Below are 18,992 nucleotides of genomic sequence, written 5' to 3'. Positions count from 1 at the left end.
CAGCAGCGGCATCGCTCAGGCGCCGCGCAGGGTGGCGCCGAGGCGCTCCGCCGCGACGGCGACCGCCGCGTCCCGCGCCGCGACCGCCTCCTCGACGGTGAGCGTCCGGTCCGGCGCCCGGAAGGTGAGCTTGTACGCCAGCGACCGGCGACCGGCACCGAGCTGCGCGCCGGAGTACACGTCGAACAGTCGCACGTCCTCCAACAGCTCACCGGCGCCCGCCTCCAGCGCTCGGCGCACCTGCTCCGCCGGCACCGACTCGTCCACCACCAGCGCCACGTCGATCAGCGCCGGCGGGAAGCCGGAGACCGTCGGCGCGGACGTCACCGGGGTCGGCGGCAGCGCGTCGAGGTTCAGCTCCATCGCGCAGGTGCGGCGGGGCAGCTCCAACGCCGCGACCACCACCGGGTGCAGCTCGCCGGCGTGCCCGACGACCGAGTCGTCGACCCGCAGCTCGGCGCAGCGACCCGGGTGCCACGGGGCGTACTCGGTGGCGCGCACCTCGACCCGCTCGTCGGGGATCCCGGCGGCGGCCAGCACGTCACGAGCCGCCTCGATCGCGTCCGCCCAGCCGGCCGGTCGACCCGCACCCCACCAACCGGCCGGGTCCAGGTCGCCGGAGAGCACCACAGCGACGTGCACCGGCTGCGCCGGCACCACAGCGTCGGCGGCCGCGAACTCCGCGTCGGTGGGACGCCGGTCCACGCCCATCGCCGGCGGGCTGCCGGCGCCGACGCGCGGGTGGAAGACCGCGCCGATCTCGTAGAGGGCGAGGTCGCGGTGCCCCCGGCCGAGGTTGCGCTTGAGGATGCCGAGCAGCGGGCCGAGCAACGTGGTGCGCAGCAGCGGCTCCTCCTCGGACAGGGGGTTGGCCAGCCGCACCGCGGGCCGGCGCGGGTCGTCGGCCGGCAGGCCGAGCTGGTCGGCCAGCTCCGGCGACACGAACGGATGCGCGAGCACCTCCACGTACCCCCGCTCAGCCAGCGACCCGGCGACGGCCCGGCGGCGACGCTGTCGCGGGGTCAGACCGCGCCCCGGAGGCGCGGTGGGAAGCACCGACGGCACCCGGTCGTACCCGTCGAGGCGGACAACCTCCTCGACCAGGTCGGCCGGGTCGGTCAGGTCGGGCCGCCAGGTCGGCGGGGTGACGCTCAGCACCGTCCCGACGCCGCTGGCCACGCCGACCGCGCCCGGGTCCTCGGACAACCGGTCCGCGCCCTGCGCGACAGTGCAGCCGACCCGCTCCAGCAGGGCGACCACCCGCGCCGGCGGGTACTCGACGCCGACCCGCCGGGTCGGCAGGTCCGCCGGAAGGCTGATCGGGGTACGTGGCCGGACGTGGTCGATGTCCAGGATCTCCGCGCTCGGCGTGCCCCCGCCGTGCTCGGTGAGCAGCCGCACGGCACGCTCCAGCGCGACCAGCGCCACGGCCGGGTCGACGCCCCGCTCCCAGCGCTTCGCGGCCTCGCTGAACAGCTTGTGCCGGCGGGCGGTGCGCCCGACCATCGCCGGGTCCCAGTGCGCCGCCTCGAAGAGCACAGTGGTGGTGCTGGCGACGACCTCACTGGTCTCGCCGCCCATCACCGCGGCCAGGGAGATCGGGCCCGTGTCGTCGCAGATGACCATGTCGTCGGCGGTGAGCACCCGGTTGACCCCGTCGAGGGTGGTCAGCTTCTCCCCCGCGTCGGCGCGCCGGACCACCAGCGGCCCGGCGATCCGGTCGGCGTCGAAGGCGTGCATCGGCTGGCCCAGCTCCAGCATCACGTAGTTGGTGATGTCGACGGGCAGCGAGATGCTGCGGATGCCGGCGGTGACGAGCCGCTGCTGCATCCAGGACGGTGTGGGCGCTGTCGGGTCGACCCCACGGACCAGGCGGGCCGTGAACCGGTCGCAGCCGACAGTGTCGCGGACCTCCACCGGGTACGCGGGCGTCTCGGTGCCGCCCGGGGCCGGCGCGAGGGCCGGGTCGCGCAGCGGCACGTCGAACGCGTGCGACAGCTCCCGGGCCAGGCCGCGCAGGCTCAACGCGTACCCCCGGTCGGGGGTGATCTCCAGATCGAGCACGACGTCGTCGAGGCCGACGACCGGGCGCGCGTCGTCGCCCGGCTTGGCCGTGACGTCCGGCCCCAGCACGATGATGCCCGAGTGGTCATCGCCGAGGCCCAGCTCCTTGGCCGAGCAGATCATGCCCGCCGAGTTGTGCCCGTAGGTCTTGCGGGCGCCGATGGCGAAGCCGCCGGGCAGCACACCGCCGGGCAGGATCACCACCACCCGGTCACCCGGTGCGAAGTTACGGGCCCCGCAGACGATCTCCTGCGGCTCGCCGGTGCCGTTGGCGGCACCCACGTCGACCCGGCAGAACCGGATCGGCTTCTTGAAGCCGGTGAGCTCCTCGATCTCGCGGACCTCACCGACGACGAGCTGGCCGGTGACGGTCCCGGCCAGGTCCACCACGGACTCGACCTCGATGCCGAGGTCGACCAGGGCCTGCTCCAGGTCACCGGTGGGCAGGTCGGCGGGGAGGTCGACGTACTCCCGCAGCCAACTGACAGAAACTCGCATGACTTCAGACCACCGTTCCCGTGTCTCGTACCCGCATCGCCTACGCCCCGGTCCCGAGCGCGCGGCTGAACCGCACGTCGCCCTCGAAGAGATGGCGGATGTCGCTGACCCCGTGCCGGATCATCAGGGTCCGGTCGATGCCCATGCCGAAGGCGAATCCGGAGTAGACCTCCGGGTCGACGCCGCAGGCGCGCAGCACCCGGGGGTTGACCATGCCGCAGCCACCCCACTCGACCCACTGTGGGCCGTCCCGGTGCTCCGGGAACCACACATCGAACTCGGCCGACGGCTCGGTGAACGGGAAGTAGTGCGGCCGCCACCGGGTCTTCGCCTCCGGGCCGAACATCGCCCGGGCGAAGTGGTCCAGCGTGCCCCGCAGGTGCGCCATCGTGATGCCCTTGTCGACCACCAGGCCCTCGGCCTGGTGGAACACCGGGCTGTGGGTGGCGTCGATCTCGTCGGTGCGGTAGACGCGGCCCGGCACGATCACGTAGATCGGCGGCTTGCGGCTGAGCATCGTGCGGGTCTGCACCGTCGAGGTGTGCGTTCGTAGAACAAGGCCGGAGCCCGCGGAGCCATCAGCGGATGCGATGTGGAAGGTGTCCATCAACCCGCGTGCCGGGTGGTCGGCGGGGATGTTCAACGCGTCGAAGTTGACCCACTCCAGGTCGACCTCGGGCCCCTCGGCCACCTCGTAGCCCATCCCGACGAAGAGGTCGCTGATCGACTCCATCAGGGTGCTCAACGGGTGCCGGGCACCACGGGGACGCCGGTCGTAGGGCAGGGTGACGTCCACCCGCTCCTCGACCAGCACACGCTCGGCCTGCTCGCGCTCCACCACCTCGGCGCGCTCGGCGTACGCGGACTCGATCGCCCGGCGGGCCTCGTTGACCCGCTTGCCGGCGTCGGACTTCGCGGCCGGGGGCAGCGCGCCGATCTCCCGGCGCGCGAGCGAGACCGGTGACCGGTCACCCAGGTGCACCGAGCGCAGCGCGGTCAGCGCGTCCGGGTCGGCGGCGGCCTCGAACGCCTTCGTGGCGTCCGCGACGGCCTCGGCCAGGGCGGCGGGGTCGAGCAGGGCGACCTGCTTCGGGTCGTACGGATCGTTGCGGTAGCTCATGGCGTACGGGCACTCCCTCACGGCGGCGCCAGCCCTCACCGGGGCGGCTAGGCGAGTCTACGGACGCGCGGCTGTGCCGCAGCCCGCCGGTAGGAGTTGCGCAGGGAGCAGGTCAGGCCCGCCGCCCGCCGACACCGGCGGGCTGGCTAAACGAACGCCGTGTCGCGTTCATGGACGGACGCTCTCCCCTGCTGTCAGTCGCGCCGGAGGCAATCACCCTCAGCGCTGCGCTCTCGCTGAAGCGTACAGGCAGACCGCTGCGGCGGCAGCCAGGTTAAGGCTCTCCGCGCGCCCGTACAGCGGCACCCGCACAGTGGTGTCGGCGGCGGCGGTCAACTCCTCGGAAAGACCGTGCGCCTCCGAGCCGAACAACCAGGCGGTGGGTCCGACGAGCCGACCGTAGTCGGTCAGGTCGTCCAGGTCGTTGTCGCCGTACCCGGTGGTGGCGAAGATCGACAGCCCGGCGGCGCGCAGCGCGTCGACCACCGCGACCGGGTCGGGGGCGCGCACCACGTCGACGTGGAAGAGGCTGCCGGCCGAGGCCCGCACACACTTGCCGTTGTACGGGTCGACGGCGTCTCCCGCGAAGATCACCGCACCCGCACCGGCCGCGTCGGCGGTGCGCAGCACCGTGCCGGCGTTGCCCGGGTCACGGATCTCGGCGAGCACCGCCACCAGCCGGGGCGCACCCGCGAGGGCCTGCTCCAGTGAGACGTCCAGGTGCCGGCAGACGGCGACCAACCCCTGCGGGGCGACGGTCTCGGTCAGCGCCGCGAGGGCATCGTCGGTCACCTCGGAGACCGGCACGTCGGCGCGGGCCGCCGTGGCGGCCAACTCCGGATACCTGTCGAGCGCTGTGGTCGTACCGAAAAGTTCGGTGACCACCTGCGGCCGCGCGAGGGCCTCGCGGACCGCCTGCGGGCCCTCGGCCAGGAAACGGCCGGTGGCGTCGCGGTCCCGGCGGCGTTGCAGGCGGCGGGCGGCGACAACCCTTGGGGTACGCGGGGTGAAAGCCATGATGTGCGCTCCTCCGGCACGATTGAGGCGCCCCCCGGACGGCGGTACCGACACGGGAGACGCCTCGTTCTGGTGCGTGGGGATCAGGCGGCCTGAGCCGCCGCGCCGCCGGTGCCCTCGGCCGTGACCGCGGCCCGGGCCAGCTCGACGATCGCCGCGAAAGAGGCGGCGTCGTTGACAGCCATGTCGGCCAGGATCTTGCGGTCGACCTCGATGCCGGCCAGACGCAGGCCCTGGATCAGACGGTTGTAGGTCATCCCGTTGGCCCGGGCGCCCGCGTTGATCCGCTGAATCCACAGCTGCCGGAAGTCGCCCTTGCGGTCGCGACGGTCCCGGTAGGCGTACTGCATCGAGTGCAGCACCTGCTCCTTGGCCTTGCGGTACAGGCGGGAGCGCTGACCGCGGTAACCACTCGCGGACTCCAGCAGGGTACGACGCTTCTTCTGGGCGTTTACAGCCCGCTTGACGCGTGCCATCTCAACTCCTAATTACGTAAGGTGGCGCGCGTCAGCGGCCGAGCAGCTTCTTGATGCGCTTGACGTCGGCCTTGGCCAGCACGACCGTGCCGGTCAGCCGGCGGGTCTGGGTGGAGGGCTTCTTCTCCAGGTTGTGGCGGAGGCCGGCCTGCTGGGCAACGATCTTGCCCTTGCCGGTCACCTTGACCCGCTTACCCATACCCGTGTGGCTCTTCATCTTCGGCATGTGGAACGTCTTCTCCCCTGTTACTCGCCGCTGGTGTCGGCGGCGAGGCCGGTGTCACCGGCTGCTGCGGTCTCGCCGACCGCCGCGGTCTCATCATCGGCTGCCGGAGCGGACTCGTCCGCCCGGTCCCGAGGTCCGCCGCGAGACGCCGTAGCGGCGACCGCGGAGGCCTTGACGGCCCGATGCGGGGCGAGAACCATAATCATGTTTCGACCGTCCTGCTTCGGAGCGGCCTCGACGTATCCCAGTTCCGTGATCTCGGATTCGAGCCGGCGCAGGAGCCGGTAACCCAGCTCCGGGCGGCTCTGCTCGCGACCGCGGAACATGATCGTCACCTTGACCTTGTCGCCCGCCTTGAGGAACCGCACCACGTGACCCTTCTTGGTCTCGTAGTCGTGCGGGTCGATCTTCGGCCGAAGCTTCATTTCCTTGATGACGGTCTGCTGCTGATTACGCCGCGCTTCGCGCGCCTTGAGTGCGCTCTCATACTTGAACTTGCCGAAGTCCATGAGCTTGCACACCGGCGGGCGCGCCATCGGCGCAACCTCGACCAGGTCCAGATCGACGTCCGCGGCCAGCTGAAGAGCGCGCTCCAGGGGGACGATGCCCACCTGCTCACCCTCTGGGCCGACCAGTCGGACCTCACGTGCCCGGATCTGCTCGTTCACGCGTGGTTCGACGCTGATGGGGCCTCCTCGAGTCGTTTCTGCTCTGTCGCCGACCCCTGCGGCTCCCGGGAGGGAACCGACCCGAAAAGCAGAAGGCCCCGGCGCATGCCAGGGCCCGCTCGACCGGTCAGCAGCACGATCACAAGGATCGCGCATCCGGCGCCGGGACATGCCCGGAACCGGTGACCGGACCCGGCCACCGTAGCGGCGACTCGGGTGGGAGCAGGCGCTCCGCTTTCAAGGCTGTCTGCTCGCACGCGGAGACAGCCTGGTCGACTCGATAACACTACACCGGCGCCTCGGCCACCCCCAAACCGGGCACGACCTGCGTCCAGGCACGACGTGACCGGCCGCAGTTCGGGCCGGTCAGCGGCCGACGGCGCGCTCGGCGAGGCGGGCCTGGTGGGCCTCGTGCAGCCGGCGCAGCGCGCGGACCCCGTCGACGGCCAGCTCCTTGTCGGCGGCCTGCAACGCGACCATCGGCAGCAGGTCGTCGTCGTGCAGCTCCAGGCTGGCCCACGGCGCGCCGCGGTCGAAACGCACGCCCCGGACGACCTCCCAGGGCAGCTCGTAGGAGCTGATGACGTTACGCACCCGGATGCTCCGGGCGTCCGCCTCCACCCGGGGGCGGGTGAACAGCAGGAAGCCCAGCGCCCCGAAGACGCCCAGGCCGATCATGGCGATCTGGTCGCCGCGCTGGAAGCTGCCGTAACCATCGCCGGTCGGGCCACTCAGCGACGTGGCGACCAGACCGAACACGACCACCAGGGCGGCCGCCGCCGACCAGCAGACCACGCGGATGCGGCGGGGCTTCAGGCGGACCAGTTCGGTTTCACTCACCCCACCAGTCTGCCACCCGCACTCGCCCATCAAACGCACCACCCGCCGAGCCACCACCCCGAACACGCAACCCCGACCCCGAGACCGCCGCGTCGGGGCGACAGATCCACTCGGGCTTCATGAAACGGGGGTGTCCCTGGCGCGCGGACACCCCCGTTTCAGTGAACCCGAGTCGATCAAGCGCCGGGGTGCACTCTGGACGCAACGGTCAGAGGCGACAGGCGTGGATGTTGGTGACGAGGATGGCGCGGGCGCCCAGTTCGTACAGCTCGTCCATGATGCGGTGCACGTCGTCGCGGAGCACCATCGCCTGCACCGCCACCCAGCCCTCGCGGTGCAGCGGCGACACGGTGGGCGACTCGATGCCCGGGGTGAGCCCGCTGGCCCGGTCCAGCAGACCGGCCGGCACGTCGTAGGCGAGCATCACGTAGCGGCGGGCCACCAGCACACCGTGCAGGCGGCGCAGCAACTGCTCGGCCTGCGGTTGCGCGGGCGCGCCGGCGCGCCGGACCAGCACCGCCGACGAGCGCAGCAGCGGCTCACCGAAGACCACCAGGCCCGCCTGGCGCAGTGTCGCGCCGGTCTCCACCACGTCCGCGATCACGTCGGCGACGCCGAGGCGTACGGCGTTCTCCACGGCGCCGTCGAGGCGGATCACGTCGGCCTTGACGCCCACCTCGCCGAGGTGCCGCTCGACCAGCCCCGGGTACGCGGTGGCGATCCGGTGACCGCCCAGCTCCTGCACGGAGGCGATGTCGTCGGGGCGGGCGGCGAAGCGGAAGGTGGCCCGGCCGAAGGCGAGGTCGACGACCTCCTCGGCCGGCGCGGCCGAGTCGATCAGCAGGTCCCGCCCGGTGATCCCGAGGTCGAGGTCACCGGAGCCGACGTAGGTGGCGATGTCCTTCGGGCGCAGGTAGAAGAATTCGACGTCGTTGGCCTCGTCCCGGCAGACGAGGTCCTTGGGGTCGGTGCGCTGGCGGTAGCCCGCCTCGCGCAGCATCTGGGCAGCCGGTTCGGCCAGGGTGCCCTTGTTGGGAATGGCGACACGCAGCATGACGGAGTGCTCCTTCGATCCGGTTGGCGATCAACAGGGGTGGGGGCACTCACAGATGTCGGTAGACGTCCTTGAGCTCGAGACCGCTGGCGAGCATCAGCACCTGGACCTGGTAGAGCAGCTGGGAGATCTCCTCGGCGGTGCGCTCCGGCCCCTCGTGCTCGGCGGCCATCCACGACTCGGCCGCCTCCTCGACGACCTTCTTGCCGATGAAGTGCACGCCCTTGTCCAGCGCGGCGACGGTGCCCGAGCCCGGGGTGCCGGCGGCGGCCTTGGCCTGCAGCTCGGCGAACAACTCCTCGAACGTCTTCACGGGGAACGATTCTTCCAGCCACCCGGGCGACACCCCGCGTCCGGGTCCGCCAAAATCCAGCAAGCGGACAATTCCCTACCAACATGGTGGGACAATTGTCGATCGATGCCCATGGAGCTCTACGCTGTCCGCCATGGCCAGCAGCTCACGTCTTTTCGCGCTCACAGTCGCCGGCGCCGTCGTCGTAGCCACCGCCGGATGCGCTCCACAGGTCGAGAGACCCACCCCCACTGTCACCGCAGCGCCGTCCTGCGCCAAGGACAGCCTGCCCACGCGTACGCCGGGCAAGCTGACCATCGCCACCGACCAGCCCGCGTACGAGCCGTGGTTCGCCGAGGACAAGCCGGACAGCGGCGAGGGCTTCGAATCCGCCGTCGCGTACGCGGTGGCCGAGAAGCTCGGCTACGCCCGCGCCGACGTCACCTGGACCCGGGTCAAGTTCGACACCGCCATCGCGCCGGGGCCGAAGGCCTTCGACTTCGACATCAACCAGTTCTCCATCACCGACGAGCGCAAGCAGGCTGTCGACTTCTCCGCGCCGTACTACCTGGTGCGGCAGACAGTCATCGCGTTGAAGTCCTCGAAGATCGCCGGCCGCAAGTCGCTGGCCGAGCTGCGGGACGCTCGGCTCGGCGCGCAGGTCGGCACCACCAGCTACCAGGCGATCACCGACGTGATCAAGCCGACCGCCAAGCCACAGGTCTACAACAGCAACGACGACGCCAAGAAGGCCCTCCAGAACGGGCAGTTGGACGGTCTGGTGGTGGATCTTCCGACCGCCTTCTACATCACCGGCGCGGAGATCACCGACGCGACGATCGTCGGGCAGGTGCCGCAGGTCGGTACGCCCGAGGCGTTCGGGTTGCTGCTGGACAAGAACTCCCCACTGACCTCCTGCGTGAGCGGGGCGGTCGGTCAGCTCACCACGGCGGGCACACTGAAGGAGCTGGAGCAGAAGTGGCTCGCCCAGGTGGCGGGGGCGGCCGAGCTGCGGTGACGCTTCTGGATCATGTGCCGTCGGAGGCGCAGCTGCGGCGGTCGGCGTACCGGCGTCGGCAGACCGTCTACAGCGTGCTCGTCGCGGCGTCCTCGACGGCGGCGCTCGGCACGCTGCTGGTGATCGCGGTGACCGGGGCGCCGGGCTGGGACCGGGTCCGGCTGTCGTTCCTGGATCCGCAGATCGCCCGCGACGCGCTGCCGACGGTGCTGAGCGGGCTCTGGCTCAACGTACGGCTGCTGGTCTGCTGTGCGGTCGGCGCGCTGCTGCTCGGGCTGGTGATCGCCGTGCTGCGGACGCTGCGCGGGCCGGTCTTCTTCCCGGTCCGCGCGCTGGCCGCCGGCTACACCTACACCTTCCGCGGCCTACCGCTGATCATCGTGTTGTACCTGCTCACCCTCGGCGTGCCGGGGTTGCGGTTGCAGGGCATGCCGCCGGTGCTGGTGCTGGGTGGGATCGCGTTGGTCCTCACCTACGGCGGCTACCTCGCCGAGGTGTTCCGGGCCGGCATCGAGTCGGTGCACTCCAGCCAACTCGCCGCGGCCCGCTCGTTGGGCCTGACCTACCGGCAGACGATGCGGCACGTGGTCCTGCCGCAGGCCGTCCGCCGGGTGGCGCCACCCCTGCTCAACGACGTGGTGGCGTTGCAGAAGGACGTCGGGCTGGTGTCGCTGGCCGGGCCGATCGACGCGGTCCGCGCCGCACAGATCGCCACCGCCCAGACATTCAACTACACGCCGTACGTCGTGGCGGGGGTGCTCTTCGTGCTGCTCGCGATCCCGCTGATCGCGGTCACCGACTGGGTGACGCTGCGCTCGGCCCGCCGACAGTCGGGAGGCTGACCCATGGCGTTGTTGCGCTGTCGAGGGCTGCGCAAGGAGTTCGGCGGGCACGTCGTGCTCGACCACCTCGATCTGACCGTCGCCGAGCATCAGGTGGTGGCGGTGATCGGCACGTCCGGGTCCGGCAAGTCGACACTGCTGCGCTGCGTCAACCTGCTGGACGAACTCGACGACGGCACCATCGAGTTGGACGGGGAGGACATCTCCGATCCCCGGGTGGACCCGGACCGGGTCCGGCGGCGGATCGGCATGGTGTTCCAGGCGTACAACCTCTTCCCACACCTGAGCGTGCTGGACAACATCACCCTCGCGCCGCGCCGCGTACACCGGCGGGGCCGGGCGGAGGCCGAGGCGCAGGCCCGGGAGCTGCTCGACCGGGTGGGGCTCGGCGCCAAGGCGGACGCCTACCCGGACCGGCTCTCCGGCGGGCAGCAGCAGCGGGTGGCGATCGTGCGGGCGCTGGCCAACTCACCTCGACTGATGCTGCTCGACGAGGTCACCTCCGCGCTCGACCCGGAGCTGGTCGGCGAGGTGCTGGCGATGATCCGCGACCTGAAGGCCGACGGCATGACAATGGTGCTGGCCACCCACGAGATGGGCTTCGCCCGGGAGGTCGCCGACGAGGTGTGCTTCCTCGACGCCGGGCGGGTCGTCGAGAGCGGCCCGCCCGAGCAGGTGCTCGGCGAGCCGACCCAGCCCCGTACCCGGCAGTTCCTGCGCCGGATCATCGAGGCCGGTCGGCTCTGAGCGAGGGCCGGTGGAGGCGTCAGCCGCCGAAGCCGACCCGCTGCGCGTTGCCCGCCGCCACCGTCCGCACGGCCAGCGCCGCGTCGAGCGCCGCCACGGTGGCGGCCCAGCCCTTGTCCTCCGCCGAGCCGGGCAGGCCGGCGCGGTCGCGGGCCTGCTCGATGGTCTCCACTGTCAACACCCCGTGCGCCACCGGCTTGCCCTCGTCCAGCGCCACCCGGGTCAGCCCGTCGGTGACCGAGCGGCACACGTAGTCGAAGTGGGCGGTGGACCCACGGACCACCACTCCGAGGGCGACCACCACGTCGCAGCGGCGGGCGAGGGCCTGCGCTACCACCGGCAGCTCGACCGAGCCGGCGACCCGGGCGACCACGGAACGCGCGCCGCACGCCTCGGCGGCGGCCACCGCACGCTCCAGCATGTGGTCGGTCAGCTCGCCGTGCCAGCGGGCGGCAACGACCCCGACGGTCAGCCCCGCGGCGTCGACCGCCTCGACTCCCGGCTCACCGAAACCCGCCATCGTCATGCTCCGATCTCGTCGTTGGCGACCGGACGCCCCAGCGGCGCCTCGGACACCTCGTCCAACTCGTCCAGCAGGTGACCCATCCGGTCCCGCTTGGTGCGCAGGTAGCGCATGTTCTCCGGGTGAGCGCCGACCGGCAGCCCCTCGCGGCCGGTGATGGTCAACCCGTACCCCTCCAGCCCGGCCCGCTTGGCCGGGTTGTTGGTCAGCAGCCGCATCGACCGCACGCCCAGGTCGTAGAGGATCTGCGCGCCGGTGCCGTAGTCGCGGGCGTCGGCCGGCAGGCCCAGGTCGAGGTTGGCGTCGACGGTGTCGCGGCCCAGGTCCTGCAACTGGTACGCCTGCAGCTTGTGCAGCAACCCGATGCCGCGCCCCTCGTGCCCACGGACGTAGAGCACCACGCCCCGGCCCTCCTCACCGACCCGAGCCAGCGCGGCCTCCAGCTGCGGCCCGCAGTCGCAGCGCAGCGAGCCGAACACGTCCCCGGTCAGGCACTCGGAGTGCACCCGGACCAGCACGTCCTGGCCGTCGCCGAGGTCACCCAGCACCATCGCGACATGTTCGGCCGGGTCGTGCGCGGCGCGGTAGCCGAGCGCCCGGAACACCCCGTGCTTCGTCGGCATCCGGGCGTCGGCGACCAGCTCGACCTGCTTCTCGGTACGCCGCCGGTGGGCGACCAGGTCGGCGATGGTGATCAACGTGAGGCCGTGCTCGGCGCAGAACTTCTCCAGGTCCGGCAGGCGCATCATGGTGCCGTCGTCGTTGACCAGCTCGCAGAGGACGCCGGCCGGACGCAGACCGGCCAGCCGGGTCAGGTCGATCCCCGCCTCGGTGTGCCCCGGCCGGCGCAGCACCCCGCCCTCGCGGGCCCGCAGCGGCACCACGTGCCCGGGGCGGGCCAGATCCGTCGGGTCGGTCGCCGCGTCGGCGAGCAGCCGACTGGTGTGCGCGCGGTCGGCCGCCGAGATGCCGGTGCTGACCCCCTCGCGGGCGTCCACAGTCACCGTGTACGCGGTGCCGCGCCGGTCCTGGTTGGTGTGGTGCATCGGCGGCAGGTCGAGCCGGTCGGCTTCACTCTCGGTCAGCGCCACACAGACGTAGCCGGAGGTGTAGCGCACCATGAACGCCATCAGCTCCGGTGTGGCCAACTCGGCCGCGAAGATCAGGTCGCCCTCGTTCTCCCGGTCGGCGTCGTCGACAACGACGACCGGCCGGCCGGCCGCGATGTCCGCGATCGCCTGCTCAATGCTTCCGAAGCTGGTCATGCCGCCACTCCACTTCGTTCCATGGCGTCGTGACCCGACACGGCGCTGGACCTGCTGATTCGCTCGCTGCGCTCGCTCATGCGATGGCCTCCGTGTAGGTGGGCGTGCGGGCGGCGGCCGGCCGTGTGGCGCGGGAGGTGCGCCACCAGGCGGCGAAGCCCCAGACGCAGAGGGCGCCGTAGATCAGGTACATGACTGCCGACGGGTAGAACCCGCCGCGCAGCAGCAGCGGCACGCCGACCGCGTCGACAGCGATCCAGAGCAGCCAGAACTCCACCCAGCCGCGGGCCATCCCGTACGTGGCCAGCAGGCTGCCGGTGAGGATCCAGGCGTCGGGCAACGGGCCCCACGAGCCCAGGGCCTTGAGCAGCGGGTACGCCGCGGCGGTGCCGATCACGGCGACCACCAGCAGCATCAGTCGCTCCCGTCCGGTGGCCCAGCGCGGCACGACAGCGGCCTGCCCGCCGTCGGCGCGACGGTTGCGCTGCCAGCGCCACCAGCCGTAGACGCTGACAGCGAAGAAGAACACCTGCCGGCCGGCCTGCCCGTACAGGTCGTGCTCCTGCGGGGTGGCGAACACCCCGCCGAGGAAGACGGTGAGGAGCAGCGCGTTGCCGATCATGCCGACCGGCCACGCCCAGACGAGTCGACGCAGCCCGAGCAGCGCCGAGACCAGACCGAACGCGTTGCCGACGATCTCCCGGGCCAGCACCGGCGAGCCGGCGATCTGCACCTGGGCGTCCAGCAGCCAGCTGAGCGGGCCCATCAGGCGACTCCGCCCGGGTTCGCGGCCAGCCCGCGCACGTCGGGGTCGGTGAGCCGGTCGCCGAGCAGCCGCTCGACGTACTTGGCCAGCACGTCGACCTCCAGGTTGACCGGGTCGCCGACGCTCTTCGCGCCGAGCGTGGTCAGCTTGAGCGTGGTCGGGATCAGCCCGACGGCGAACTCGTCCGCGCCCACGGCGGCCACCGTCAACGAGACACCGTCGATGGTGATCGAGCCCTTTTCCACCACGTACCGGGACAGGGCGGCGGGCAGCCGGAACCGGACGGTCTCCCACTGCTCGGCCGGCTCCCGGGAGATCAGTTCACCGACGCCGTCGACGTGGCCCTGCACCAGGTGCCCGCCGAGGCGGCTACCGAGCGCGGCGGCCCGCTCCAGGTTGACCGGGTCGCCGGGGCGCAGCGCGCCCAGCGCGGAGCGGCGCAGCGTCTCCCCCATCACGTCGGCGGTGAAGACCCCGTCGGCCACCTCCACGACGGTCAGGCAGACACCGTTGACGGCGATCGAGTCGCCGTGCCGGGCGTCGGACGTGACCAGTGGGCCGCGTACACCCAGCAGCGCCGAATCGCCTGCCGTCGGCGCTACCCGGACGATCTCGCCCAATTCCTCGATAATGCCAGTGAACATGTCAGCCCTCCCGTTTGCGGGGCAAAGCGGTGATCCGGAGATCCGGACCGATCTGCGTAACGTCGACGAACTCCAGATCGATGGCCTCGGCGATGGTGGTCACTCCCGCGTCGACCAGAGCGGTCGGGCCGGCGCCGAGCAACCGCGGCGCGACGTACCCGACGATCTTGTCGACCAGCCCGGCCTTCAGGAACGCGCCGGCCAGCCGGGGGCCGCCCTCCAGCAGCACCGCGCGGACCCCGCGCTGGTGCAGCGCCGCGAGCACCGCCGACAGGTCGACCCGGCCGTCCGGGTCGGCGCCGACCTCGTCGGCGGTCGCGATCCACGTGCGTGCGGCGCCGTCGCGGACCTTGGCGTCAGCCGGGGTACGCCCCGAGCTGTCCACCACCACCCGCAGCGGCTGCCGGATGGCCAGGCTGCCGTCGCGCAGGTTGCGGGCTGTCAACCGGGGGTCGTCGGCGAGCACGGTGCCCACCCCGGCGATGACCGCGTCGACAGTGCCGCGCAGCGCGTGCACGTCGATCCGGGCCGCCTCCGAGGTGATCCACATGCTGGTGCCGTCCGTCGCGGCGGAGCGCCCGTCGAGCGTGGCGGCGTACTTCCAGATCACGTACGGCCAGCCCCGGCGCATCGACGTCAACCACGCGACGTTGCCGGCCTCGGCCTCCTCGCCGCGTACCCCCAGATCGACCCGGACCCCGGCGGCGCGCAAGGTGGCGGCGCCCCCGGAAGCGACAGGGTTGGGGTCGGGTACGGCGATGACGACCCGGCCCACCCCGGCCTGGACGAGCGCGGAACTACAGGGGCCGGTGCGGCCGGTGTGATCGCAGGGTTCCAGTGTGACGACAGCGGTGCCGCCCTTGGCCCGCCGCCCGGCCTGCGCCAGGGCGACGATCTCGGCGTGCGGCCCCCCGGCGTACGCGTGGAAACCCTCGCCCGCGACCTCGCCGTCCTCGTCGAGGAGCACGCACCCGACCACCGGGTTGGGGCTGGTGGTGCCGAGCCCGCGCGCTGCCAACTCGATCGCACGCCGCATCGCCTCATCAACGGAGACGCTGGCCATCGCCCTGCCCCTGCCCTCTCACTCGCCGAGCCGCGCGCGGGCGGTCAGGGAGGCGGTGGCCATGGGGCCACGGGCAGGCGGTGGCGGATTCCGGGAACGGCACAGCCGCCCCCGGGGGGTCGGCACGGCACGCTGAAGCCAGCGGCCGGCTCGGACCCGTCCGTCCCGCGCGCTGTCTCCCATCCGGACTGTCTGGGCGCGGACGAACCGCCCCCAACCGTCGGCCCCGGATTTTCACCAGGTCCACCGGACAGCAGAGCCGTCCGGGTCGCGGGCTGACCACGGTTGGACCGTGGATCACCGCCGGTTCGGAATTTCACCGAGTCCCGCCAGCGCGTGGTGGGTACACGGGAAGTCTTACACGCCGATCCGGCTCTGCCGCCACCTAGGCGAGCTACTTCACAGCGGTATCACGCTCAGGTGACGCCGCGACGCCGGTCCACTGCCACGTACGAGCCCGGTTGACTCTTGGCCACCGTCTTCATCTCCGAGGCCACAGCTATCGCTTCGAGCGGGTCGGTAAAGCGCTTGCCGGCGTCGGAGAGGGACACCCCGATGGAGAGCGTGACCAGGGCCGCCCGCCGGATGTTGCCGCGTCGATCCTTCAACTCGACGAAGCCGCGCTCCCGGTCGGTCGGGTCGTAGAGCGTGTCGGCGGCGTTCTCGAAGTCGACGACCGCCCGGGACGTCAGTGGGCGCACCTGGTCCGGGGCGCAGACGATGACGAAGTCGTCGCCGCCGACGTGACCGAGGAAGGCCGGTGGCAGCCCGACGCCCACCACCGCCCGGTGCAGGCTGCGGGCCAGCGCGGAGATGAAGTCGTCGCCACGCACGAAGCCGTACCGGTCGTTGACGCTCTTGAACCGGTCGATGTCGACGTAGCCGACGGCGTAGTCCACGCCGTTTCGGACCCGGTCGCTGATCTCCCGACGGATCCGGCTGTTGCCGGGCAGCCCGGTCAGCGGGGAGACCTCCCGGAACTCCTTGTTGCGGCGCAGCGTGGACGAGACCCGGGCCACCAGCTCGGCGGTGTCGAACGGTTTGACGAGGTAGTCGTCAGCGCCGGCACTGAGCCCGTGCACCTTGTCGACTGTCATCCCCTTGGCGGTCAGCATGATCACCGGGAGGGCGGAGGTCATCGGGTCGGCGCGCAACCGGCGGGTCAACTCCAGCCCGTCGATCCGGGGCATCATGAGGTCGACCACTGCCAGGTCCGGCCGCTGGCGCTCGATGACCTCCAGGGCCTCCTGGCCATCGCTGGCGTGGATCACCTCGAAGCCGTGCAGCCGCAGGTTGAACTCGACGAACCGAGCGATGTCCTCGTCGTCGTCCACGACGAGAATGATGTCCTTGCGGTCGGCCTCGGGCTCCACCTCAGGCCCCGGGCGCCGCGCGCTCCGCCAGTGCCCGCAGGTGCCGTACCGCCTCCGCCGGGTCGGCGGCCCCGTACACGGCGGTGCCGGCCACGAACGCGTCGGCGCCGGCCGCGGCCGCCTGCTCGATGGTGTCGGCGGCGATCCCGCCGTCCACCTCGATGCGCAGCTCCAGGTGCCCGGCCGACACGTGCTGCCGGGCCGTCCGCACCTTCTCCAGCAGCTGCGGAATGAACCGCTGCCCGCCGAAGCCCGCCTTGATCGTCATGATCAGCAGGGTGTCGAAGCTGGGCAGCAGGTCCAGGTAGGGCTCGATCGGGGTGTCCCGGTCGATGGCCAGGCCCGCCTTCGCACCTGCCGAACGCAGGTCCTTGGCAAGCGCCACCGGGTCGTCGGACGCCTCCGCGTGGAAGGTGACGTTGTACGCCCCGGCGTCGGCGTACCCGGGGGCCCACCGGCGCGGGTCCTCGATCATCAGGTGCACGTCGAAGGGCATCGCCGTGACAGCCCGCAGGCTCTGCACCACGGGCAGCCCAATGGTCAGGTTCGGCACGAAGTGGTTGTCCATCACGTCGACGTGCAACCAGTCCGCGGCGTCCTCGACGGCACGGACCTCTTCGGCGAGGCGGGCGAAATCGGCGGCCAGGATGCTCGGCGCGACGATCGGCGGCGGTACGGTCACGGGGCCAGTGTACGAACGTGGCCACCCGCCACCCGCATCGCGGCACCTTTGGGGACGCGCTGTGACCCAGCAATGACCATTGGTGCAGAATTGGACGCTCCGGACCCCCGAATCCGGACGAACAGACATCAGCCACTGGCCGATCGACGGAAACGCGACGACACTCCAACCGGGACGGTGCCGTAGGCTGCACGCCCGCCGGGGTCTCGCCGCGGGGCGCGGCGACCGGCCGCCAGCTCCCGGGAGGGCGGACGATGCGACGGTGGCTTCCAGCGCTGGTGCTGGCCAGCGTCACGACGATGCTGCTGGCCGGCTGCGCGCCGGCGCGGGGCGCGGACGGTGACCTCACCGACGACTGGCCGACGCTGCGGGTTCCGAAGCCGTTCACCCCCGCCACCGACACCTGCCTGCCGCGGATCGCCACCGTCGTGCAGGCCAGCACGTACGAGACGGTGGACTGCGCGCGTAACCACCTGGCCGAGACCATCCACGTCGGCACCTTCGTCGGGCCGGACGCGCTGACCGAGGCCCGACCGGAACCCGGATCGTCGGCGTTGCGCACGGCCCGCGCCGAGTGCGACCAGCGGGCCCGGGAGGTGCTCGGCGGCGACTGGCACACGGCCCGACTCGCGCTGTCCCTCGCGTTGCCGTCCGCGCCCGCGTGGGCCGGCGGGGCCCGCTGGTTCCGTTGCGACCTCAGCGAGACCGGCAGCATCGACAACACCCGGCCGGTGAACCGCACCGGCAGCCTGCGCGGCGCGTTGATCGGCGACACACCCCTGACGCACCGCTGCTTCGACCCCAAGCTGATCGGCGACAACCTCAACTACATGGCGCCGGTGCTCTGCACCGAGCCGCACCGCGCCGAGTTCGTGGGCGTCTACGAGGAGCGGAACATGAGCTGGGCGGAGTTCGCCAAGTCCGCCGAGCAGGCGCACCAGCGCTGCATGGCGCTGATCGCCGAGTACGCGGCGGTGCCCAACAACAGCGAGCTGCCGTACCGGGCCGGGTCCATCTACTACCCACCATCGCAGCGGGAGTGGGAGGAGGGCGACCGTGGGGTGCGCTGTTTCCTGTGGAGCGACGACCGCAAACTCACCCGTTCGATGCGCGGCGCGGGCCCCGAGGGACTGCCCGCGATCTGAGCATCGTTGCCGTATGCTGCTGCGCCGTGGTGCTATCGACCGGCTGGGTCCGGTCGGGGGCCAGCAGCGGCGGGAGGTCGGTATGCGACGGTGGTTGGCGGCGTTCGCCGGGGGTGGCGCGCTGGCCCTGGCGCTGGCCGGGTGCGGCGCACCCGCCGGAGTCGACACTGACCTCATCGACGACTGGCCGGCGCCCGTCGCGGCGCAGCAGTTCGTCCCCGCTGCCGACGTCTGCCACCAGAGCTCCCAGCAGGTCGGCTTCCTGACCGGCTACAACCCGACGGCGTGCACCGAGGCGCACCGGGTGGAGACCATGCACGTCGGCACCCTCACCGGCCCGGGCGCCGAGGGCGCTACGCCCCCGCAGCCCGGCTCGGCCGGCATGCGGGCCGCGCAGACCGGGTGTGACACGGCGGTCAACAAGGCGGTGGGAGCCGACTGGCGTTCCGGGCGGCTCGGCCTGACCGTCGTGCTGCCGTCGCCGCAGGCCTGGTCGGGCGGGGCCCGCTGGTACCGCTGCGACGTCACCGAGATCGCCAGCATCGACGACCCCGCTGTCGACCTGCCCCCCGGCAGCCTTCGGGGCGCGCTCTCCGGAGAGCGCCCGCTGGCGTCCCCCTCGTTCAACCCGAAGATGGTCAAGGACAACATCGACGCAAGAAAGGAAGG

21 protein-coding genes and 1 riboswitch are annotated in these 18,992 nt (G+C 71.8%); of the genes, 5 read left to right on the top strand and 16 right to left on the bottom strand.

Annotated features, from left to right (window positions below):
• Positions 1-15: 15 nt before the first annotated feature.
• From pheT to NIE79_RS17340, 9 genes are all read right to left on the bottom strand, one after another.
• Positions 16-2,562, bottom strand: a complete 2,547-nt coding sequence (gene pheT, locus NIE79_RS17380; protein ID WP_238679560.1) for a phenylalanine--tRNA ligase subunit beta — start codon at positions 2,560-2,562, stop codon at positions 16-18.
• Between the two features lie 40 nt (positions 2,563-2,602).
• The gene (gene pheS, locus NIE79_RS17375) at positions 2,603-3,682 is read right to left on the bottom strand and encodes a phenylalanine--tRNA ligase subunit alpha (protein ID WP_238679559.1); all 1,080 of its coding nucleotides are present in this window, start codon (positions 3,680-3,682) and stop codon (positions 2,603-2,605) included.
• 219 nt (positions 3,683-3,901) lie between these two features.
• Complete coding sequence (locus NIE79_RS17370; protein ID WP_238679558.1) at positions 3,902-4,699, bottom strand: TrmH family RNA methyltransferase; 798 nt, start codon at positions 4,697-4,699, stop codon at positions 3,902-3,904.
• An 83-nt stretch (positions 4,700-4,782) separates the two neighbouring features.
• Complete coding sequence (gene rplT, locus NIE79_RS17365) at positions 4,783-5,175, bottom strand: 50S ribosomal protein L20 (RefSeq protein WP_030488429.1); 393 nt, start codon at positions 5,173-5,175, stop codon at positions 4,783-4,785.
• A 31-nt stretch (positions 5,176-5,206) separates the two neighbouring features.
• The gene (gene rpmI, locus NIE79_RS17360; RefSeq protein ID WP_007458415.1) at positions 5,207-5,401 is read right to left on the bottom strand and encodes a 50S ribosomal protein L35; all 195 of its coding nucleotides are present in this window, start codon (positions 5,399-5,401) and stop codon (positions 5,207-5,209) included.
• A 20-nt stretch (positions 5,402-5,421) separates the two neighbouring features.
• The gene (infC, locus tag NIE79_RS17355; protein WP_238679557.1) at positions 5,422-6,069 is read right to left on the bottom strand and encodes a translation initiation factor IF-3; all 648 of its coding nucleotides are present in this window, start codon (positions 6,067-6,069) and stop codon (positions 5,422-5,424) included.
• Between the two features lie 366 nt (positions 6,070-6,435).
• Complete coding sequence (locus tag NIE79_RS17350) at positions 6,436-6,909, bottom strand: PH domain-containing protein (RefSeq protein WP_238679556.1); 474 nt, start codon at positions 6,907-6,909, stop codon at positions 6,436-6,438.
• Positions 6,910-7,117: 208 nt separating this feature from the next.
• Complete coding sequence (hisG, locus tag NIE79_RS17345; RefSeq protein ID WP_030488425.1) at positions 7,118-7,963, bottom strand: ATP phosphoribosyltransferase; 846 nt, start codon at positions 7,961-7,963, stop codon at positions 7,118-7,120.
• Between the two features lie 49 nt (positions 7,964-8,012).
• Positions 8,013-8,276, bottom strand: coding sequence for a phosphoribosyl-ATP diphosphatase (locus tag NIE79_RS17340; RefSeq protein WP_030335709.1), 264 nt, complete (start codon positions 8,274-8,276; stop codon positions 8,013-8,015).
• Between the two features lie 133 nt (positions 8,277-8,409).
• Between NIE79_RS17340 and NIE79_RS17335 the strand changes: the two genes are divergently transcribed.
• The 3 genes from NIE79_RS17335 to NIE79_RS17325 are packed head-to-tail and all read left to right on the top strand — an operon-like array spanning position 8,410 to position 10,862.
• Positions 8,410-9,273, top strand: a complete 864-nt coding sequence (locus NIE79_RS17335; protein WP_238679555.1) for an ABC transporter substrate-binding protein — start codon at positions 8,410-8,412, stop codon at positions 9,271-9,273.
• Positions 9,270-10,115: an amino acid ABC transporter permease gene (locus NIE79_RS17330; protein WP_238679554.1), complete on the top strand. Its 846-nt coding sequence runs from the start codon at positions 9,270-9,272 to the stop codon at positions 10,113-10,115. The genes NIE79_RS17335 and NIE79_RS17330 overlap by 4 nt, the downstream gene beginning before the upstream one ends.
• 3 nt (positions 10,116-10,118) lie before the next feature.
• The gene (locus NIE79_RS17325; protein ID WP_274524226.1) at positions 10,119-10,862 is read left to right on the top strand and encodes an amino acid ABC transporter ATP-binding protein; all 744 of its coding nucleotides are present in this window, start codon (positions 10,119-10,121) and stop codon (positions 10,860-10,862) included.
• Positions 10,863-10,881: 19 nt separating this feature from the next.
• On the opposite strand, the gene ribH is transcribed toward NIE79_RS17325, so the two are convergent.
• From ribH to rpe, 7 genes are all read right to left on the bottom strand, one after another.
• Positions 10,882-11,382, bottom strand: coding sequence for a 6,7-dimethyl-8-ribityllumazine synthase (gene ribH / locus NIE79_RS17320; RefSeq protein ID WP_091401939.1), 501 nt, complete (start codon positions 11,380-11,382; stop codon positions 10,882-10,884).
• 2 nt (positions 11,383-11,384) lie between these two features.
• Entirely contained in the window at positions 11,385-12,650 is a 1,266-nt protein-coding gene (locus tag NIE79_RS17315; RefSeq protein WP_238679553.1) for a bifunctional 3,4-dihydroxy-2-butanone-4-phosphate synthase/GTP cyclohydrolase II, read from the bottom strand.
• Between the two features lie 76 nt (positions 12,651-12,726).
• Entirely contained in the window at positions 12,727-13,416 is a 690-nt protein-coding gene (pnuC, locus tag NIE79_RS17310) for a nicotinamide riboside transporter PnuC (protein ID WP_238679552.1), read from the bottom strand.
• Positions 13,416-14,060 (bottom strand): riboflavin synthase, encoded by a 645-nt coding sequence (locus tag NIE79_RS17305; protein WP_238679551.1) that lies wholly within the window; start codon positions 14,058-14,060, stop codon positions 13,416-13,418. The genes pnuC and NIE79_RS17305 overlap by 1 nt, the downstream gene beginning before the upstream one ends.
• Position 14,061: 1 nt before the next feature.
• Positions 14,062-15,123, bottom strand: coding sequence for a bifunctional diaminohydroxyphosphoribosylaminopyrimidine deaminase/5-amino-6-(5-phosphoribosylamino)uracil reductase RibD (gene ribD, locus NIE79_RS17300; RefSeq protein ID WP_238679550.1), 1,062 nt, complete (start codon positions 15,121-15,123; stop codon positions 14,062-14,064).
• A 167-nt stretch (positions 15,124-15,290) separates the two neighbouring features.
• Positions 15,291-15,461: riboswitch (FMN riboswitch) on the bottom strand.
• A gap of 78 nt (positions 15,462-15,539) precedes the next feature.
• Positions 15,540-16,496, bottom strand: a complete 957-nt coding sequence (locus NIE79_RS17295; protein ID WP_238679549.1) for a response regulator — start codon at positions 16,494-16,496, stop codon at positions 15,540-15,542.
• 1 nt (position 16,497) lies between these two features.
• Entirely contained in the window at positions 16,498-17,178 is a 681-nt protein-coding gene (gene rpe / locus NIE79_RS17290; protein WP_238679548.1) for a ribulose-phosphate 3-epimerase, read from the bottom strand.
• 254 nt (positions 17,179-17,432) lie between these two features.
• Between rpe and NIE79_RS17285 the strand changes: the two genes are divergently transcribed.
• Together NIE79_RS17285 and NIE79_RS17280 are read left to right on the top strand one after the other, a co-directional pair.
• Positions 17,433-18,323 (top strand): septum formation family protein, encoded by an 891-nt coding sequence (locus NIE79_RS17285; RefSeq protein WP_238679547.1) that lies wholly within the window; start codon positions 17,433-17,435, stop codon positions 18,321-18,323.
• Between the two features lie 13 nt (positions 18,324-18,336).
• On the top strand, positions 18,337-18,992 hold a 656-nt coding region (locus NIE79_RS17280), incomplete at its 3' end, for a septum formation family protein (RefSeq protein ID WP_238679546.1).

The sequence above is a fragment of the Micromonospora trifolii genome, from assembly GCF_022229005.1.
GTDB classification, from domain to species: Bacteria; Actinomycetota; Actinomycetes; order Mycobacteriales; family Micromonosporaceae; genus Micromonospora; species Micromonospora trifolii.
Note: the sequence above shows the minus strand (reverse complement) of the source record. Positions and strands in the feature narration are given on the sequence as shown.

Excerpts from the sequence above, each read along its gene's own strand:
- pheT (WP_238679560.1), bottom strand. The coding sequence starts at position 2,562 with ATGCGAGTTTCTGTCAGTTGGCTGCGGGAGTACGTCGACCTCCCCGCC.
- pheS (WP_238679559.1), bottom strand. The coding sequence starts at position 3,682 with ATGAGCTACCGCAACGATCCGTACGACCCGAAGCAGGTCGCCCTGCTC.
- NIE79_RS17370 (WP_238679558.1), bottom strand. The coding sequence starts at position 4,699 with ATGGCTTTCACCCCGCGTACCCCAAGGGTTGTCGCCGCCCGCCGCCTG.
- rplT (WP_030488429.1), bottom strand. The coding sequence starts at position 5,175 with ATGGCACGCGTCAAGCGGGCTGTAAACGCCCAGAAGAAGCGTCGTACC.
- rpmI (WP_007458415.1), bottom strand. The coding sequence starts at position 5,401 with ATGCCGAAGATGAAGAGCCACACGGGTATGGGTAAGCGGGTCAAGGTG.
- hisG (WP_030488425.1), bottom strand. The coding sequence starts at position 7,963 with ATGCTGCGTGTCGCCATTCCCAACAAGGGCACCCTGGCCGAACCGGCT.
- NIE79_RS17335 (WP_238679555.1), top strand. The coding sequence starts at position 8,410 with ATGGCCAGCAGCTCACGTCTTTTCGCGCTCACAGTCGCCGGCGCCGTC.
- NIE79_RS17325 (WP_274524226.1), top strand. The coding sequence starts at position 10,119 with ATGGCGTTGTTGCGCTGTCGAGGGCTGCGCAAGGAGTTCGGCGGGCAC.
- ribH (WP_091401939.1), bottom strand. The coding sequence starts at position 11,382 with ATGGCGGGTTTCGGTGAGCCGGGAGTCGAGGCGGTCGACGCCGCGGGG.
- NIE79_RS17315 (WP_238679553.1), bottom strand. The coding sequence starts at position 12,650 with ATGACCAGCTTCGGAAGCATTGAGCAGGCGATCGCGGACATCGCGGCC.
- pnuC (WP_238679552.1), bottom strand. The coding sequence starts at position 13,416 with ATGGGCCCGCTCAGCTGGCTGCTGGACGCCCAGGTGCAGATCGCCGGC.
- NIE79_RS17305 (WP_238679551.1), bottom strand. The coding sequence starts at position 14,060 with ATGTTCACTGGCATTATCGAGGAATTGGGCGAGATCGTCCGGGTAGCG.
- ribD (WP_238679550.1), bottom strand. The coding sequence starts at position 15,123 with ATGGCCAGCGTCTCCGTTGATGAGGCGATGCGGCGTGCGATCGAGTTG.
- NIE79_RS17285 (WP_238679547.1), top strand. The coding sequence starts at position 17,433 with ATGCGACGGTGGCTTCCAGCGCTGGTGCTGGCCAGCGTCACGACGATG.